This is a genomic window from Aequitasia blattaphilus, from assembly GCF_024721305.1.
GTDB lineage: Bacteria > Bacillota > Clostridia > Lachnospirales > Lachnospiraceae > Aequitasia > Aequitasia blattaphila.
Map to the genome: position 1 here is coordinate 60464 of NZ_JAMXOD010000001.1, position 18453 is coordinate 78916.

At 38.6% G+C, this 18453-nt stretch carries 17 protein-coding genes and 1 tRNA gene; 12 read left to right on the forward strand and 6 right to left on the reverse strand.

The window, feature by feature from the left end; genetic code table 11:
- Positions 1–10 precede the first annotated feature (10 nt).
- Together NHH15_RS00285 and melA are read left to right on the forward strand one after the other, a co-directional pair.
- A complete protein-coding gene (locus tag NHH15_RS00285; protein ID WP_262064640.1) occupies positions 11–841 on the forward strand; it encodes a carbohydrate ABC transporter permease in 831 nt (276 codons plus the stop codon).
- A gap of 25 nt (positions 842–866) precedes the next feature.
- The gene (gene melA, locus NHH15_RS00290; RefSeq protein WP_262064641.1) at positions 867–2189 is read left to right on the forward strand and encodes an alpha-glucosidase/alpha-galactosidase; all 1323 of its coding nucleotides are present in this window, start codon (positions 867–869) and stop codon (positions 2187–2189) included.
- A gap of 35 nt (positions 2190–2224) precedes the next feature.
- Here the strand turns inward: melA and NHH15_RS00295 are convergent, their stop codons facing one another.
- The 4 genes from NHH15_RS00295 to NHH15_RS00310 are packed head-to-tail and all read right to left on the reverse strand — an operon-like array spanning position 2225 to position 5113.
- Positions 2225–3109, reverse strand: coding sequence for an AraC family transcriptional regulator (locus NHH15_RS00295; protein ID WP_262064642.1), 885 nt, complete (start codon positions 3107–3109; stop codon positions 2225–2227).
- 47 nt (positions 3110–3156) lie between these two features.
- Positions 3157–3561, reverse strand: a complete 405-nt coding sequence (locus tag NHH15_RS00300) for a hypothetical protein (protein ID WP_262064643.1) — start codon at positions 3559–3561, stop codon at positions 3157–3159.
- Positions 3562–3604: 43 nt separating this feature from the next.
- Positions 3605–4165 carry a DNA-3-methyladenine glycosylase I gene (locus tag NHH15_RS00305; RefSeq protein WP_262064644.1) on the reverse strand — a complete coding sequence of 187 codons (561 nt, stop codon included), beginning with the start codon at positions 4163–4165 and terminating at the stop codon, positions 3605–3607.
- A complete protein-coding gene (locus NHH15_RS00310; protein WP_262064645.1) occupies positions 4166–5113 on the reverse strand; it encodes an NYN domain-containing protein in 948 nt (315 codons plus the stop codon).
- Between the two features lie 133 nt (positions 5114–5246).
- Between NHH15_RS00310 and NHH15_RS00315 the strand changes: the two genes are divergently transcribed.
- Together NHH15_RS00315 and NHH15_RS00320 are read left to right on the forward strand one after the other, a co-directional pair.
- A complete protein-coding gene (locus NHH15_RS00315; protein ID WP_262064646.1) occupies positions 5247–7226 on the forward strand; it encodes a methyl-accepting chemotaxis protein in 1980 nt (659 codons plus the stop codon).
- A gap of 122 nt (positions 7227–7348) precedes the next feature.
- Positions 7349–7421: transfer RNA gene (locus NHH15_RS00320), tRNA-Lys, on the forward strand.
- 114 nt (positions 7422–7535) lie between these two features.
- On the opposite strand, the gene NHH15_RS00325 is transcribed toward NHH15_RS00320, so the two are convergent.
- Both NHH15_RS00325 and tdh read right to left on the reverse strand, forming a co-directional pair.
- Positions 7536–8732, reverse strand: coding sequence for a glycine C-acetyltransferase (locus NHH15_RS00325; RefSeq protein WP_262064647.1), 1197 nt, complete (start codon positions 8730–8732; stop codon positions 7536–7538).
- A 20-nt stretch (positions 8733–8752) separates the two neighbouring features.
- Positions 8753–9814 carry an L-threonine 3-dehydrogenase gene (gene tdh / locus NHH15_RS00330; RefSeq protein ID WP_330639082.1) on the reverse strand — a complete coding sequence of 354 codons (1062 nt, stop codon included), beginning with the start codon at positions 9812–9814 and terminating at the stop codon, positions 8753–8755.
- 273 nt (positions 9815–10087) lie between these two features.
- Here tdh and NHH15_RS00335 point away from each other — a divergent pair, with 273 nt between their 5' ends.
- The 8 genes from NHH15_RS00335 (at position 10088) to NHH15_RS00370 (ending at position 18413) form a co-directional block, all read left to right on the forward strand.
- Positions 10088–11659 (forward strand): Ig-like domain-containing protein, encoded by a 1572-nt coding sequence (locus NHH15_RS00335; RefSeq protein ID WP_262064648.1) that lies wholly within the window; start codon positions 10088–10090, stop codon positions 11657–11659.
- A 17-nt stretch (positions 11660–11676) separates the two neighbouring features.
- A complete protein-coding gene (locus NHH15_RS00340; RefSeq protein WP_262064649.1) occupies positions 11677–12249 on the forward strand; it encodes a hypothetical protein in 573 nt (190 codons plus the stop codon).
- A gap of 49 nt (positions 12250–12298) precedes the next feature.
- Positions 12299–12712 (forward strand): hypothetical protein, encoded by a 414-nt coding sequence (locus NHH15_RS00345; RefSeq protein ID WP_262064650.1) that lies wholly within the window; start codon positions 12299–12301, stop codon positions 12710–12712.
- 15 nt (positions 12713–12727) lie between these two features.
- Positions 12728–15658 (forward strand): hypothetical protein, encoded by a 2931-nt coding sequence (locus tag NHH15_RS00350; RefSeq protein ID WP_262064651.1) that lies wholly within the window; start codon positions 12728–12730, stop codon positions 15656–15658.
- Between the two features lie 47 nt (positions 15659–15705).
- Positions 15706–16260, forward strand: coding sequence for a hypothetical protein (locus tag NHH15_RS00355; RefSeq protein WP_262064652.1), 555 nt, complete (start codon positions 15706–15708; stop codon positions 16258–16260).
- 193 nt (positions 16261–16453) lie between these two features.
- On the forward strand, positions 16454–16759 hold the full coding sequence (locus tag NHH15_RS00360) for a PTS sugar transporter subunit IIB (protein WP_262064653.1): 306 nt from the start codon (positions 16454–16456) through the stop codon (positions 16757–16759).
- 18 nt (positions 16760–16777) lie between these two features.
- Entirely contained in the window at positions 16778–18103 is a 1326-nt protein-coding gene (locus NHH15_RS00365) for a PTS sugar transporter subunit IIC (protein ID WP_262064654.1), read from the forward strand.
- The gene (locus NHH15_RS00370) at positions 18096–18413 is read left to right on the forward strand and encodes a PTS lactose/cellobiose transporter subunit IIA (protein ID WP_262064655.1); all 318 of its coding nucleotides are present in this window, start codon (positions 18096–18098) and stop codon (positions 18411–18413) included. The genes NHH15_RS00365 and NHH15_RS00370 overlap by 8 nt, the downstream gene beginning before the upstream one ends.
- Positions 18414–18453 lie beyond the last annotated feature (40 nt).

Below are 18453 nucleotides of genomic sequence, written 5' to 3' on the forward strand. Positions count from 1 at the left end.
GGTGAGAACAATGAAAGATTCAAAAAAAAGAACGAAGATATTGATTTATCTCATTATGTGTATTGGTGCTGTGGTTATGATTGTTCCTTTTATTTGGATGATATTAACGGCGTTTAAAACGCCTACAGAAGCCACCAGCTTAAATCCTTTTGTGTTTTTTCCAAGGAAGTGGAAACTAGATGCTTTTATAGATGCATGGTCAAAGATGGATTTTATCAAACTATACTTAAATACGATTTTGATGATTGTTGGAAGAGTAATCTGTGCAGTAGTGACAGCGACAATGGCTGGATATGCTTTTGGACGACTGAACTTTAAAGGTAAGAATTTTGCATTTTCACTGGTTTTGTTTCAGATGATGGTTCCACCCCAGATTTTTATTATTCCTCAGTATTTAATCGTGAATAAGCTAGGGTTATTGAACACAACATTTTCGCTAGTGTTTCCAGGTTTAGTATCTGCGTTCGGAACATTTTTGCTACGTCAATCTTTTAAAAGCCTTCCGAAAGACTTAGAAGAGGCAGCTAGACTAGATGGATGTAATATAGGGCAGACATTCTTACACATTATGATGCCACTTGCAAAATCGAATATGGTTGCACTAGGAATATTTACAGCAATCTTTGCTTACAAGGATTTGATGTGGCCGCTGGTTGCAAATACAGAACAATCCTCTATGCCACTATCCAGTGCATTGGCAAAGCTACAGGGACAATTTCAAGCGAACTACCCACAATTGATGGCAGCTGCACTAATCTCATGTATTCTTATCGTTGTAATCTATTTAATTTTTCAACGACAGTTTATTGAAGGGATTGCAACATCTGGTGGAAAACTATAAATAATATTTGGAGGTATGTAACACGATGATTAAAATTACTTTTATTGGTGCAGGAAGCACAGTATTTGCAAGGAATGTTTTAGGAGATTGTATGTGTACTCCAGCACTAAGAGAAAGCGAGATTGCACTTTATGATATTGATAAAGGAAGACTGGAAGATTCGGAAACCATTCTAAATGCAATCAATCAAAATATAAATAGCAATAGGGCAAAGATAAAAACATATTTAGGGGTTGAAAATCGGAAAGATGCCCTCAAGAATGCAGATTTTGTGGTTAATGCAATACAGGTAGGTGGATATTCACCAAGTACGATTATTGATTTCGAGATTCCAAAGAAATATGGTGTAAACCAAACAATCGCTGATACTTTAGGGATTGGAGGGATTATGAGAGGGCTTCGCACGATTCCTGTTTTGAGGGATATTGCAAGAGAGATGGAGGAGGTGTGCCCTGAAGCGCTATTTTTGAATTATACAAATCCAATGTCAATTTTAACTGGATACATGCAGAGATATACAAAAATCAAAACAGTTGGTTTATGTCATAGTGTACAAAAATGTACAGAAGAATTATTTACAAACTTGGACATTAAAGACCAGCTAGAGGGACATACAGAATTCATTGCAGGAATAAATCACATGGCATGGCTTCTTGATATTAAGAATAAAGAAGGAAAAGATATGTACCCGATGATTCGAAAGATGGCAAAAGCAAAAAATGAACAAGAGAAACATGATGATATGGTTAGATTCGAGTATATCAATAATTTTGGTTACTATTGTACTGAGTCTAGTGAGCATAATGCGGAATACAATAATTTCTTCATTAAAAAGCAATACCCAGAATTGATTGAAAAATATAATATTCCTTTAGATGAATACCCAAGACGATGTGAAAAACAAATTGCGGAGTGGGAAGAAGAAAAAGCGGGTATTTTAAAAAATGGAGAAATTACCCATGAAAGATCTCATGAATATGCTTCCTATATCATGGAAGCGATTGTAACAAATAAACCCTATAAAATCGGGGGAAATGTAATGAATACAGGGCTGATTACCAATTTGGTAAGCGATGCTTGTGTGGAGGTGCCATGCTTAGTGGATGGGAGCGGTGTTACACCTTGTTATGTAGGAGAGCTTCCAACTCAACTGGCAGCAATGAATATGACCAATATTAATGTGCAGCTTTTGACAATTCAAGCGGCAGTAACGAAGGATCGAAATTATATTTATCAAGCAGCTATGCTGGATCCTCACACTTCTTCAGAACTTACTATTGAAGAGACGAAAAGAATGTGTGATGAATTGATTGAAGCACATGGAGAGTATATGGTGGATTACCAATAAGTATAGAGATAAAGAGGAAGCGTTGTGCTTCCTCTTTATTTGAACGTGTGCTTTTCTTTGTGGACATCCAGTTGCTTTTTGTTTTGTGTCCATACTTTTTTGCGATAATCTCGAGGTGATATCCCTTGCCTTTGCTTAAAAGCTTTAGAAAAAACCAGAGGATTTTTATATCCGCAGGACGAGGCGATATTTTCAATCGATAAATCAGACAAACTCAACATATCCATCCCTCGGTCAAGACGAAAATCCGAAAGATATTTTTGTGGTGATATTCCCAGCTCTTTCTTAAAGAGAGTACATAGGTAGCTTCTGTTTATGCAGACAAAGTCGGCAACATTTTGTACAGTGATTTCATGCACATAGTTATTACCAATATATTCTAGCGCCTTTTTGATATAGAAGGTTTGTTTTTCGTTAGGCTTGTAAGGCAACTCTACGGTTAATTCTTTTGCAAGGTAACCAAGAAATTGATAAAAATAGCCTTGTAAAAAGTAGTCATGGTATTCGCCAATTTTACTATGATTGAGCATTTCTACAATAAGAGATTTGAGTTCAGTGCCATAGCTTGTTTTGAAAATAGGGTGCCCCATATTGATGCCTAATTTTTGCAGATATTCAGGACATTTCGTTCCATTAAATCCAATCCAAATGTAGGACCAAGGATTCTGTGAGGAAGCCTCATAATAGGTGCGTACATGGGGTTCAATTAAAAATCCTTGCCCTTTTTGCAGATGATACACTTTTTTATCTACATGAAAAGTGCCTTCTCCCTCTAAGATTACATGTAGGACGTATCCTGTTCGTGCGGCAGGACCAAAGCTATGACTAGGAGAGCACTCGCCATATCCACAAAAACACAAATAAAATTCCTGATGTTTATTTTCACTTTCGTTTAATTGAAGAACATATGCATTTTCCATAGAAGGAATCCTCCTGAATTTTTTAATATGTCATAGGGAAAAACCCTCTAATATCCATGATCAAAATGTTCCCAGTCACCACTTTCGTTCCGAATAAGAACCCAACTCCAATCACTGTAAGTTGAATTTGGGTTAAAACCATCTCCAGCAAAGGAATTAACATCAAAGGATGATAATATTACGATTACTTCAGCACTATCCCAATCTTTATATTCATCGAGGTAGGTATCTCCGGGGTAATAAAGTTCTGTTAGTGTACAGCCACCAAATTCACTATGAAAATAGTCTTTTATTGTTTGAAAGGCTGATTCAATTTCAGCATTTGAATATATTTTAGAGGGGTTACCATCAGAAATTTGAACATTGTGAATATTTCCTCTACTATTTTTTAAAATAAATACAGTAAACAATAACGTAACGAAAGCTATAATAATAAGTACTTTTTTGAGCAATTTGCGGGACCTCCAACATATTTAGAATTGAGTGCGCAGAATACTAATGACAAGGACAATCAACCAAATGATCGTTTACCATCCCAATTGCTTGCATATACGCATAGATAATCGTGCTTCCCACAAAGTTGAATCCCCGCTTCTTTAGGTCCTTACTAATCTCATCAGAGAGAGGTGTATTTGCTGGAACCTCTTCAGGTGTCTTGAAATGATTAATGATGGGTTTGCCGTCTACAAAGCCCCAAAGGTACGCATCAAAGCTGCCAAATTCTTCGACAACAGGAAAAAAAGCTTTTGCGTTTTGTATCGCCGAGCGAATTTTCCTCTGGTTTCGAATGATGCCAGCATTTTCCATTAAGCTCTTCACTTTTTCTTCGTCATAGTCAGCAATTATCTTTGGATCGAAATAATCATATGCCTCGTCGAAAGCTTTTATCTTTTTTAAAATCGTAACCCAGCTTAGGCCAGCCTGCTGACCCTCTAAAATAAGCATGCGGAAAAGCTGCCGATCATTATGCTCGGGCCTTCCCCATACCGTATTGTGATATTCCATTTCTAGCTCACTTTGCAGTGCCCAGTCACAGACTCTTTCGATGTGTTTCATCTATCCTCTTTCCTTCCATCTGGCAAACATTTGCTCGTTTAATCTGATGACTTCTATATCATCAATGCTTTCCACGAAATTATAGAATTGCGTATATCCGTAGTCTTTTACCTTAAAGCCTTTAAATTCCTCGCGAAGATCCCGTCCCAGAGTTCCAAGAGAGACTCCTTTCTTTGGAGCTTGTTTAACATAATTCTTAACGAATTGACGAACCTTATGCTTTTCGTCTTCATTTTCCCGGATTTCTACGAATACGTGATTGTTATTCTTTGTACTAAGATGAAGCTTAGGCATAGTTTCTAAAAATTTCGAGAGTAAGCTATACCCATAGCGTCTAACGTCAAAGTCAGGATAAAGCTTAACAAGACGATTCCCTACCTCTGCTAAGCCTGTTTTCTTATTGTTGTTTTGGTTTTCGGAGATAATCTGTATGATATCACTTTCAATCTTCTTTTTCCCGATAATGGTGATGTCTCCATTCCGTGTATCGTTATGATTTTCAGCTTCTTCCTCATCATCTCCCATAAGGGTTTCCAGAACTGTAAAAATATCACAAGCACTTCGCAGAGCCTGTGGTGTTTTCGCTTCACCTATTCCAATGACCATCATGCCACCTTCCCGCAGGCGTTCGGCCAGTTTTGTAAAGTCGCTGTCACTGGATACAAGGCAAAAGCCCTCCACCTGTCCGGTATAAAGCATATCCATTGCATCGATAATCATTGCGGCATCAGATGCATTCTTACCCTCTACGTAGCGGAACTGTTGAACTGGTGTGATGGAATTTTCCAGTATGTTATTTTTCCAGCCGGCGCGACTGGTATTGGTCCAGTCTCCATATATTCTTTTATACGTTACTTTTCCGTATTTGGACATTTCTGTCAAAATAGGCTTTATATATTTGGGTGATATATTTTCTGCATCAATAAGCAATGAAAATCTCGGTTCCATAGGCATACCTTTATCTTTCGTTTCTTTTTACTATAACATATTTTACTTCAATTATGGAATGCTTGGTGTTATCTTATTGCTTTCTTTGACCGATAATCATTATAGAAAGTAAATTTATGTTTGGGAGGGGCTTATGAATATTAGTAAAAGGATTTTACTGCCAACAATTTCGGTAGTTATTGGAGCGATTATCATTGTTCTAGGTGTGGTGATAGGAGTTTTTTCGAATTATTCCAAAAAGGTTTTGATGGAGGATGTTAAAACGTATTCATCTATTTTGGAAAATGAGTTTGCTGGGTTATGGGAAGGCTCAAAAGCTAGTGCTGTTATGATTGCAGGGGACGATAAAGTTCAGGAGGCACTACTGGCCGGGGATAAACAAGGGCTAATGGATCGGGTTACCGCTCTTGATAAAGAGGCAGAGATTGACTTTGTAACAGTAATGGATAGAGAAGGCAATGTGGTATTACGAAGCCACAATCCAGATAAATCCGGTGATAGTCTTGCAAAGCAGGAGAATACAAAGAAAGCATTAGCAGGTGAGACTTATACAACGGTAGAAAAGGGGAACGAAATTGCCTTATCCATACGTACTGGCACACCGATTAAAAGTGAAGATGGGAAAGTGATTGGTGTAGTATCTGCGGGATTTCGCCTAGATACCTTTGATTTTGTGGATTCAATGAAGGAATTGATGAATGCAGAGTTTACGGTGTTTAGTGAAAACGAGAGACTCTCGACTACAGTAATGGATGAGAACGGAGAGCGGGCTATTGGAACTCAGGCAGCGGAAGAAGTAAGTGCTCAGGTACTTGCTGGACAAACTTTTGAAGGAAAAACAGAGGTACTGGGAAAAAATGCCTTTGTCAAATATACTCCACTGAAAAATGCTGAAGGTGCGGTAATCGGTATGCTGTTTGTAGGGGAATACACCTCGGAAAGTATGGCGGCTATTCTGAGTATGCTTTGGATAGCAATTCTTGTAGCAATTATTTTAGTAGGAGTAGCATTTGTACTAATACGAAGAACATCAAGGAAGATTTCTACCCCAATAAAGCGCATGGTTGATGCAGCAGAGGAGTTAGCAGAAGGTGCTGTCGATCTTAGTGTGGAACCAGGGACTAACCTTTTAGAGATTACCGAGTTATCCAGAGCATTTAATGAGATGATTGTTGCTTTTAAAAATCAATCTGTGGCACTTCAGGAAATTTCAGAGGGAGATTATTCCATTGATATGGAGCTGGCCTCAGAAAAAGATATCGTGGGGAAAGCAGTGGTGCAAATCTTGGAGAATAATAATAGTCTGGTTCACGACATCAGAAATTCGGCTAATCGGGTATCTAATGGTGCCCAGCATTTGGCTCAAGGTGCTCAGGAGCTAGCCAGTGGTTCTACTGAGCAAGCAGCGGCAGTAGAGCAAATTTCAGCGTCTGTTCAGCAGGTTCTATCTCAGGCAGAAGAAAGTGCAGGTGAGGCAGGGCAAGCTTATGATGAAATTCAGAAAGTTGTGGAAAATGTAAATGTAAGCATTGAGTCGATGGGAGAAATGACTCGGGCTATGGGGGAAATTAATAAAAGCTCCAGAGATATTGAAAAAGTAATCAAGGTGATTGATGATATAGCGTTTCAGACAAATATTTTAGCTTTGAATGCTGCGGCAGAAGCAGCTCGGGCAGGTAGTGCAGGAAAAGGGTTTGCAGTAGTGGCCAATGAGGTGAGAAATTTGGCAAGTAAAAGTGCTGAAGCCGCCAGAGAGACATCAGAGTTGATTAAGGCGAGTTTAGATAAGGTAGTAGAAGGAACTGAGTTTACGGAAAAAACAAGTGAGAGCCTGCAGCAGGTGGCAGAAATTTCAAATAGTAGTGCAGAGGCTATTAGTAAAATTAATGAAATGTCTCAAGCACAGAAAGCTGCTATCACAGAAATCAGCAGCAGTGTAGAGCAGATTGCTACGGTTACTCAGGCCAATTCTGCCACTTCGGAAGAGGCGGCAGCATCATCTGAGGAAATGGCTACCCAGGCACGCAAACTTAATCGAATTGTAGACAAATTCAAACTGCGAGAGAAAAGCGGTGATTTGATCTATTATGATCGAGAAAAAAGAGCAAGATAGAATGAAAGAGATTGGTATGGATATTTCCCAATACCAATCTCAAAAAAAACGTCAAAAAAGTTCAATAAAGCCTTGCAATTTCCTGAGGCATATAATATAATATTCCTTGCGTTACATTTTATGCGCGATTAGCTCAGTTGGTAGAGCACCTGACTCTTAATCAGGGTGTCTGGGGTTCGAGCCCCCAATCGCGTATTTATAAGTACTGTTTTTGAGACTGGAATGAGCTCGGGGGCGGTGCTTTTTTTGTGCAAAAACTCAAGCAGTGCAAAGCATTTCTGAGTTGCACTGCTTGGGAGATTGTACAATCTACAACTTCATTTCTTCTCGAACTTCTTTAAAGCACTTCACAACAAAATCAATATCCTCTTTCGTATGAGAAGCACATACTTGAGTACGAATTCTTGCTTTTCCCTTTGGAACCACAGGATAGGAGAAAGCCACAACGTAGACATTTTTCTCCATCATACGTTTTGCAAATTCAGCAGTAGTCTTTTCATCATAAAGCATTACTGGAACACAAGGATGAGTTCCGGGGATAATATCGAAATTATTTTCCACAAGAAGCTTTCGATAATAAGCAGTGATTTCCTCTAAATGATCACGAAGAGAGGTATCCTCACTAAGCATGTCCAAAAGCTCGATGCTGGCACCTGCAATAGCAGGGGCAAGTGAGTTGGAAAATAGGTAAGGACGGCTTCTTTGACGCAATAAATCAATAATCTCTTTTCGACCAGAGGTGTATCCACCAGAAGCACCACCTAGTGCCTTGCCAAGAGTGCCAGTAATAATGTCTACACGACCTTCAACATTACAGTATTCAGGTGTGCCTCGGCCGTTCTTGCCGATAAAGCCAACAGCATGGCTGTCGTCAACAAGAACTAAGGCATTATACTGATCAGCTAAATCACATACGCCTTGCAGGTTACAAATAATACCATCCATAGAGAATACACCATCGGTAGCAATAAGTTTTATTCGTGCTCCATCAGCATCAGCAGCCTTTAGCTGCGCTTCCAAGTCTTCCATATTATTGTTTTTATAGCGATATCTTTTTGCCTTTGAAAGACGGATTCCGTCGATAATTGAGGCATGGTTTAATTCGTCGCTGATTACCGCATCTTCTGGACCAAGGATGGTTTCAAAGAGACCACCGTTTGCATCGAAGCAGGAGGAATATAAGATAGTATCCTCTGTATGTAAGAAATCAGACAGTTTCTTTTCGAGAGTTTTATGTATATCCTGTGTACCACAGATAAAACGTACAGAGGCTACACCGTAGCCTCGCTCATCATAAGTTGCTTTAGCAGCAGCAATGAGTCTTTTATTATTGCCAAGACCGAGATAGTTGTTAGCACACATATTTAAAACCTCTCGACCATCTGTTAAGGTGACCTTGGCATCTTGAGCAGAGGCAATGGGAACTTCGCCTTTAAAAAGGCCGGCTTCTTTTATAGCTGCTACTTCACTAGCATAAAAGTCCAGTGTATCTTTCTTTGTAAACATTTTTATATCCTCCATATCTATTAGTTAATATTTTCCCAGTTTAAAATTACTTTTCCAGCTTGGCCGGAAACCATAGCATCAAAGCCTTTTTGGTAGTCTTGGATATCAAAGCGGTGGGTGATAATTGGAGAAATATCCAAGCCAGCCTGAATCATTGTCGACATCTTATACCAGGTATCCCACACCTTTCTTCCGTATATGCCACGGAGAACTAAGCCGTTGAAGATCACAGTTTCCAAATCGATTTGCGAATCCTTTGGTTGAAGTCCCAGCAGAGAAATGTGTCCACCGTGCTTCATATGATGAATCATATCTGAAAGTCCTCCTGGATTTCCAGACATTTCTAAGCCCACATCAAAGCCTTCAGCCATTCCGATTTTTTTCATCACATCATCCAAGCGCTCTTCTTTGAGGTTTATTGTGTGTGTTGCCCCTAGTTTCTTTGCCAAATCTAAACGATATGGATTGAAATCAGTAACGACAACATGCCTTGCCCCAGCAAATTTTGCAATCGCAGCAGCCATACAACCAATAGGACCAGCACCAGTAATTAGCACATCCTCACCAATCAAATCATAATAAAGTGCGGAATGAGTAGCATTTCCAAAGGGATCAAAAATAGAATAGAGTTCCTCGGGAATATTTGGGTTACATGGCCATACATTTACATGAGGGATAACCAGATATTCAGCAAAGGCACCATTGCGATTTACACCGACACCCTTAGCATCTCTGCAGTTTTCTTTATGCCCTTCCAGACAGTTTCGGCATTTGCCACAAGTGATATGACCCTCCCCAGAGACCAAATCTCCTGGCTTATAGCCTCGAACGCCAGCACCGACTTCTACAACTTCCCCTACGTATTCATGTCCGGCAGTTAAGCCAATTGGAATAGTGTCTTGTGCCCATTGGTTCCACTCATAAATGTGGACATCTGTTCCACAAATAGCAGTTTTGTGAATTTTAATTTTCACATCATTGGGTCCGACTTCGGGAATTGGTACGCGCTTCATCCATAGACCGACCTCGGGCTTTTCTTTTACAAGAGCCCACATTTGACCATCGTCATTTTGCATATTCATTCAATTTACCTCCTCTAATGATACATACTTAGACCTATTATAGTACGTAAAATTGTCGAATTCAATAAAGAGAGTGTGCTATTTCCACAAAAAACTAAAAATAATTTAGGTAATATCATTAAATTTTAGAAAAAAGATGAAAAGTACTTGAAATAATACATAAAGAAGAGTAATATTTGCTCAAAGATGATAAAAATAGGCAAAAAACATAGTATTTAGACAAAAAAGCAAATTATAAGTTCAAAAAAGTCCTATTTAAAAAGGGAGGAAAGTATGAAACAGAAACAAAAAATCAAAAAAAGCACTGCACTATTGCTGGCAGGAGTGCTGGCAATAAGTACAGCAATTGCAGCGATAGGAGCAACTTTAGCAGCAAAACCCATTAACTGGACAGCTACTGCACCAGAAGGAATGCCCACGAATGAGAGATATCATGTAGATGCGGCAGGTATTAAGGATAACAAGAAAAAGCAATTATCCTTTGGGGCATCAAGTTCTCATACTTGGGGAAGCAGTAACATCGGAATTGCACGGGTAAAAGAAAGTACAGGGAGTAAGGCTACTTATTTGGCGGCAAAACCAGGAATTTTTATTGCCTATAGAAGCACCGAAGAAGGACAATTGGGAAGTACCACAGCCATGGTCTATGATTCCACAAAGCCTTATACCTATAGTATTTCTAAAAACCACTCGGTGATTCAGTCAGTTGGAAAAACGGATCAAATTCCAATTACCATGAAGGATATGAATGGTGCAAAGCTTGTTGATGCTGTTACCTGGTCTTCAGATGATACGGATATAGCAACAGTGACGGAAACTACGGGAGAGATTACTGCAGTAGGTGAAGGCTTAGCAAATATTCGTGGAAGTTTTGTGGATTGCTATGGACAGAGTAGAGAAATACACTATTTAGTATCCGTGAACAAACCAGTAGCGGATTTATTTGCAAGGAGAATTATATTAAAGCTGTCGAATGGGATGGAAATTGAAAGTGGAGATAAGGAGAATGTGGCAGCGGCTACGGATATTAACTTAGAAGATAGAAATCCGGCAAGTATGTTAGTTGAAGTAGGCAAAAGCCAGGAAGCACCGGAAGTCACAGTAATGCCAGAAAGTGCAGAGAACAAAAAGGTAGCATGGGAGAGTTCAAAAAGTAATATTGCTGAGGTGGATTCTGCTACTGGAGAAGTGACAGGTGTAGAGAGTGGAGTAGCAGTTATTACTGCAACAGTTGAAAATAAAGATGGAAGTAGGATAACCGCTTCTTATCCTGTATATGTTCATCGACCTGTAACGAAAATTACATTGGGGAATCCAGAAAGTTCAACGATAATTCCGGGAGGTCTCCAGAGAGGACCGACGGTAAGTATAACACCAGAAAATGCAACAAACCGTCAGATAGTATGGAGCAGTTCGGACAGTGAATCGGTAAAAGTCCTTAAAGACTGGGGAGATATAGAGGGCTGTGGAGCAGGAACTGGGTCAGCAAGGATTACCGCAACAATCACCAATCTGGATGGAAGTAAGGTGGAGGCTTCCTATGAGATGAGTTGTCCTGTATTGGCAACTGGTATGACATTAGGGGATCAAGAAAAGAAGGTATTAAGTGCAGGCGAAAAAATGAATGCACCAAGTATTAAAATTAGTCCAGAGAGTGCAGGAAATCAGCAGGTGGTCTGGAGTAGTTCAGAAAGTCGAGCTGCAATTGTAGATGAGGCTACAGGAGAAGTAACGGCATTAGAGGTAACGGATAAAAGTATAGATAGAGCAGTTAAAATTACGGCGACACTTACCAATGCAGGAGGAAGTCCGATAATAGAGTCTTACTGGATATATGTGCGTTAAAGTAGAGGAGTCATAGTATGAAAATATCAATACAAAAAAGAGTCCTATTTTGTATAACAATGGTATGTCTTTTTATTGTATTTAGTCTAACCGTTTATGGAAAGGAAGAAGATGTAGGTACAGGAATAACGGAAATCAGCTATGAAAAGCAATATAATGACGTATACATATTGTCGGTATCTGTTTTTGGAGAAGGTGCATTACACGATGGGAGCGGTACAATCAAGGAGCAGGTTAGTAAGTATGAGATAAGAGTGGATGAATCTAAAACGCTAAAGATTGTGCCCTCTAAAGGGTATCAGCTTGATCAAGTCATTTTAAATGATACGAATATTACAGATAAGGTTAAGGATGAGTCAATCACAATCTATGGGGAAACATTCAATCAAGAGCTAAAGGTGTATTTTGTTAAAGCAGCGGATAGTCCCATCATTCGCGCGTCATTAAACAGCGACAATTCAATTAAGACAGGAGATGCAGCCAGATTAGAGCTATTCGTTATTAGTTTTTTGATTTCAATCTTTACAATTTTATGTATTGTAAAAAGTGGGAAAAGCAGATGTGACGAAGAAAGGAATCAAAATGATTAAAAGCAATAAGATAAAACTACAATTATTGCTAGTTTTTATAGTAATTATAATGGTTTGGTTGATATCTAATCAGAATCAGAAGCCCAATATTGATTCATCTATTCAGGACTATGTTGCAGAGCTAAAGAGACCTGAAAACTTAGAGGAAACAAAGATACTTATACCAGCGATTACGAATATGGTTATGGATGCGGATAGTGATGTGTTGAGTGGAACAACATTGTTTAACCCTGCTGGAAATCCATGTTATTTCCAATTTACAATTGTATTAGAGGATGGAATAACGATTTTTGAAAGTCAATTAGTACCACCAGGCAAAGGAATAAGTGAAGCAAAGCTCAATAGAATAATAAAAGAAGGAACGTATGACGTCATAATCAGAATTACATCATATGATTTGAATGATCACGAGAATGAATTTAATGGTGGAGAAATCAAAAGTGTACTTAGGGCATTAGGATAGTGAGGTGAAGCGTAAGTGGAGAAAAGATTAAAAATAAAAAAGAGTAATTCATGTGCCATCATTTTACTTACAATATGTCTGGCAATTCAGTCGACCATGTTTGGCATTAGTGTAAAGGCGGAAGGGGAAGAATCACCACCGATACCACCATATACTGTTGTATACAATGAGGAGTTGAACAGTGTGAGCATCAACTTTGATTTAGAAACAATAGACCAAGAGAAATATGAGATTGCAAAACTGGTGACCGAAGGAGAGCAAAGGATATTATATGACCGAGAAGCAGATATACAAGACCTAGCCTATGAGGTAACCACGAATGGTGAGTATGAGTTTGCTCTGTACTATAAAGAAAAAGAACAACCAGTCGAGGGGGAGCAAATTATAACCGAAGAAGAGGAAACAGAAAGAGAAACAGAAGAAAATGATACACAACAAACGCTTTTTACAATTGTAGTTGAGCAAATAAAAGATGAAGAAGGGGTAAATGTGTCAGAAGGAGGGGAGGTTCCTTTTCAGAATATTGAGCCAATACAACCCACTTTGAATGAAGAAAAACCTACCACACAAATTAATTTGACTGGTCAGTTTGATATGGCAGCTGCTGCAACAAATAAAAAGGAATACGCTACCATAAGTGGAAATTCTGCTAAGCTATCTGATTCGCAAATTGCATGGTCAACAGTGGAAGGTCCATTTTCACCACATCAGATATGTCAAACGACATCGTTTACCTCAAAATATAAGATTGATTTTAGGCGAAGTTGGAGTTTAGACGGGATGTATTTCCAGCCATTTGTGGCGGATGGTTTTGCCGTTTCATTTCATAATCAAGCAGGATATAAGTCAAAAGTTGAAAACGGAAGCGGATTCTTGGGTGCATATGGTGATATTGGGTTGAAAACAGCATTAGTTTTTGAGCTGGATAGTTTCACATTCAGTAATCGAGGAGATGTAGGAACAGAAGGAAAAAAGGGGGCTCATATGCAGATTATGCAAGCAAATGGGACAGCTGAACCTGACAAGGTCAGTGATTTAATTCCTGTAGCAAGTGGGACATATGAAGATCCAAAATCAGCTTATTTTGGAACAGAACAACCCTTTTCCCTAAGCTATGAGGCGGCATCGAGAACAATTATCTGGAAATATGGAGGCAGTGGCAAGGCAAGTGTAAAAACTTTGTCCTATACATTTACAAGCGAGTCTGACATTATTGCTAGATGTGGATCTTTAACGCCATACTACACGCTTTCCTGTGCCATGAACTATTCAAATATAGTTATTAACAATCATGGAAGTGCTAATTCGGGAAATTCCCAATTAACCATGAATGAATTTAAATATATAGATATGTTACCTGCCGTTACAGAAACAAAGTATTATCGAATAGAAACAAATGGAACGGAGACAACAGAAGTACCAATAAATGGAGATGTAAATCGAGGATATTGTGCAAGAAGTGGAGATACGATTGTTATTCGTCATAAACTGAACAATACAATAAAAAGTCTTGTTGATATCAAAGACAAGATATATGTGAATACAAAAATCAATGATACTAAATTAGAGCCCATTTCAGGAAGTGCCAAATATTATATAGATCCGAATAGTAAAATTGGATTAGAAGATGCCATATTTAATGAAGGGGGAGCAGATATTACTTACCCTAAAAACAGTGGTGCCTTTTATGTAGAATACCAGGTGAAAATACCAGATTACTTTGACAGCGATCAGGTGAGTCAATTGGTTAGTGAGCAAAAATTAGGGACAAATGGGATGACTCAAGTTGTAAAAACGCAAAATATGCCGCTTATTTCCCGGGGACAGCTTTTATCAAATGGAAAAAGCATCGATAATGTACAATGCTCACCTTTAAGTAATTCGTCTGTTAACTTAGGTATAACAGAAGCACAAAAATTGTTTTTTAATAATTGGAATATAAATATACAAGGAGGCGCATTAACAAGTCTAAAAACTGTGTCAGAAAAATTTGCAAACATGGTGAATAAATCCAGTTTCGTATCGGATAGCGTGGATAATAATTGGAAACTTAAGGTGTCTCACTTTTCTGGGGGAAGTGGAACAACGCAAATAGTACCTAATGTAGTCGATACCAGCAAATTAGGGATGTACTACAGCTTTGTAGAGGTTGATGAAGCGCGTTTTAAAAATCAAAATGGGATGGAGAATCCAAACGGTAAAAGGAACTCTTTGCGTCGTATATGGGTTTGTGACAATTTTGTTCAAATGAACAATCAATATGGTATAAGTAAAAACTTTACGATGGATGAGGTTAAATTATCAAAGCTGAATGATGTAACGCTGAAAGAAGAGATACTCAAACATATTCAAGTATATAGTGAAACGGCATCTATTGATGAAATATCAAAGCTCATCACAGGAAATAAAGAAGGAAAATTAGAAAGTATTACAGTAGATAACATCACGGTTCAAGGCATCACAAATTCAAGCGTAGCAGGTGCTGCGGGAAGTAAGGATTATCCTTCAACAGCAAAAATTACAATTCATGAGAATGTATTTGATATACCCATTAAAGTGACTGTGGTTAATGCAGATGTTGCGAGCTATATTGTTATTCCAGCTGAAATTGAGCTAGAAAAAGATGAGGGAATAAATGCATCCTGTATTGGAAGACAAGCGACGATTGAACTTATAAGTGAACAACAATCAACAGATAAGAGTTTCCGAATTCAAGCAGATACTGGATTTGAATTAGAGGATGAAAAAAAGACAAATAAATTTACTGTGGAGCTCTATGATTTATCTCGTGATAAGCTAACCACTAAAGGAAGCGTTGCAAATGTTGGAACATTAAATAAATCAACAAAGAAACTAATGGTTTGGTTAAATGCAGAAAAGATCAAGGTGAAACGTGATAGTAACTATAAGGGTACTATGAAATTTTATGTGGACCTGAAGAAATAGTATATACAGTATTGAACACATTCATCAAAGAAAATGGAGGAAGAGTTATGAAGATCAAAAAAGTATTTTTAGCAGGAGCAGCTGTATTTGCAGCGACAACAGTACTAGGAACAACAGGAGTGTATGCAGCGGAGGATAAGACAGTAAGTGATACAACGGTAACTTATAATAATCAAAGTGTTGTGCCTGGGGATTCGGGGGTATGGGGAATCGTTATACCAACTGCCGTAAGCTTTAGTGATGGTGCCGGTGAAAAACAAAATTTCTCAGTAGAGCTTGTAGGGGTTAATGGATATGAGCTGGATGATTTGCATGCCGATTTAAGGGTACAGGTGTCTGCAACATCACAGGAGGGATATAAGCTTTCTGATGGTAAGGGAAATACTGCTGATTATGAAGTTTCTTATACAAAAACCAACAGTCAACAAGCAATCACAACTGGGACATCTACAGCAAAGAGTAAAACACAGGTGGCAGAACTGAGTAAGACAACAGCAAAGTCTGATGCAACTGCTACATTAAAAAGAAAACCTACGGTAAAAGGTGCGTACAAAGATAAAATAAAATATTCAATTGCACATACTGGCAGTGAATTAAAATAATGGCTTAGAAACACCCATCTTAGAATCGAGACAAGGAGTCTTATGATATCTCTAAGATGGGTGTTTTTGAAATCTAGGAAAGCCTCATATCATCATAGTACGTAGAAATCTGGAATTCAATAAGGGTTGACAAACACCTGAAATCAAGCCACAATCATAATATGAAATAATGAGAAAGAGAGGAAGATGAGATATGCTAAAAGTAATGTTTGTATGTGTGGCCGGCATGTCTACCAGCCTGCTTGTTGAGAAGGTAAATGAGGTTGCAAAAGGAAAAGGAATGGAAATAGATGTATTTTCAAGGGCTGAGACGGAAGCGAGAAGCGATTTGAATCAGGCAGATGTAATACTTCTTGGTCCCCAGGTGCGTTATTTAGAGAGCAGCTTCCGTGAGGGGATTTCAGGCATGGACATTAAGCTGGGAGTAGTAGATATGGTTTCTTACGGAAGGATGGATGGCGCAGCAGTTTTAAAACAGATAGAAGAACTGATAAAATAAAAATATGAGGTGTTGTATATGAGGGGAATGGACAATTCTGTTGTAAATAAATTGGTAACAGTTGCTTCAAAAATAGGCAGACAAAGACATTTGAGTGCGATTAGAGATGGGTTTATTTCGTTGATTCCTTTGATGATAGTAGGGTCGATTGGGACATTGATTAATAACTTCCCCACAGGCCAAACCAGCACTTTACGTATGTTTCTGTCTGAAAACGAGTTCTTATCTTGGATTGTAACCTTAAATGGAAATATATGGTGGGGGAGTATGGGAGTAATGTCCATATTCACAGTGGTAACAATTTCCTATTATCTGGCAAAATCCTATGAAGGGGATGCGTTAATGGCTGGACTGGTTTCGCTATCAAGCTTCCTGGCAAGCACACCTCAGAATGCGGTGCTTATGGCAGGAGACGAAGAGATAAGCGGATGGGGATTTATCAGTACAAGGCATATCAATGCCCAGGGACTTTTTGTGGCAATTCTTATTGCGTTAGTGGCAACAGAGCTTTTCGTAAGGTTTTCCAAAAGTGAAAAATTAACAATTAAGATGCCAGCAGGCGTTCCGCCAGCAGTATCGAAATCTTTTGGTGCATTAATACCTGGAGCACTGACGGTTATAGCCGTAAATTTCGTGACGGTTATGTTGGAGAAAATATTGCACAATAACGTGTTTGATGCAATTTATGAAAGCATAGCAAAGCCTCTTTCCAACACCTCAGGTTCTTTAGGATTTGGATTGGTTATTGTTTTTTTGACACATTTTCTCTGGATTTTCGGAATTCATGGACCGAATATGTTCGAGGGGATTTTACAAACCCTTAATGCAATGGCAATTGAAAACAATCAGAACCTCATGAATATGGGGGCATCGGAAGGGTTTACAATTTTTAATAAATCCTTTGTTGATACATTTGTCTATATGGGTGGGGCAGGAGTCGGGCTTGGACTTATTATTGCAATTTTAATGCTGTCAAAACATGAACAGATACGAAGAGTCGGGCAGATTGGAGTGGCTCCAGGAGTATTTAACATAAATGAGCCTATTTTATTTGGACTGCCCATTGTTTTAAATCCTGTTTTTGCAATTCCTTTTATTTTAGCGCCAATGATATCTCTTGTGGTTGCATATACTGCTACGACCCTTGGGCTTTTACCACCAGTTGGAGTAATCATTCCATGGACTACACCACCTATTTTATCAGGGCTGTTTGCATCCAATTTTAGTATATGGGGACCGATTGTTCAGATTATTAATTTAGGACTCTCAATCGTGATATATATCCCGTTTGTAAAAATAGCTGACCGGGTAGAAGCAAAGAAGGAGAAGATGCAGAATGAATAAGGAAAATGTAAGAATGGTGATGAATCTTATCGCAGATGCGGGAAGTTCCAAAAGCTACTCAATGCAAGCGATTGCATATGCCAGAGAAGGAAAGTTTGAGGCTGCAAAAATAGCAATGAATCAATCGGAAGAGGAGATTACGAAGGCACATGCATTGCAAACGGATTTGATACAAAATGAAGCAAAAGGAGATAAGACCGAAATGGATCTTTACATGGTTCATGCACAAGATCATGTAATGACGGCTATTCTGGCAAAAGAAATGGCAGTAGAGATAGTAGAATTGTATCAACGCCTTGAGAAACAATAGGAACAGTGAATGATATAAAAAAGCGTCAAAAAACGAAAAA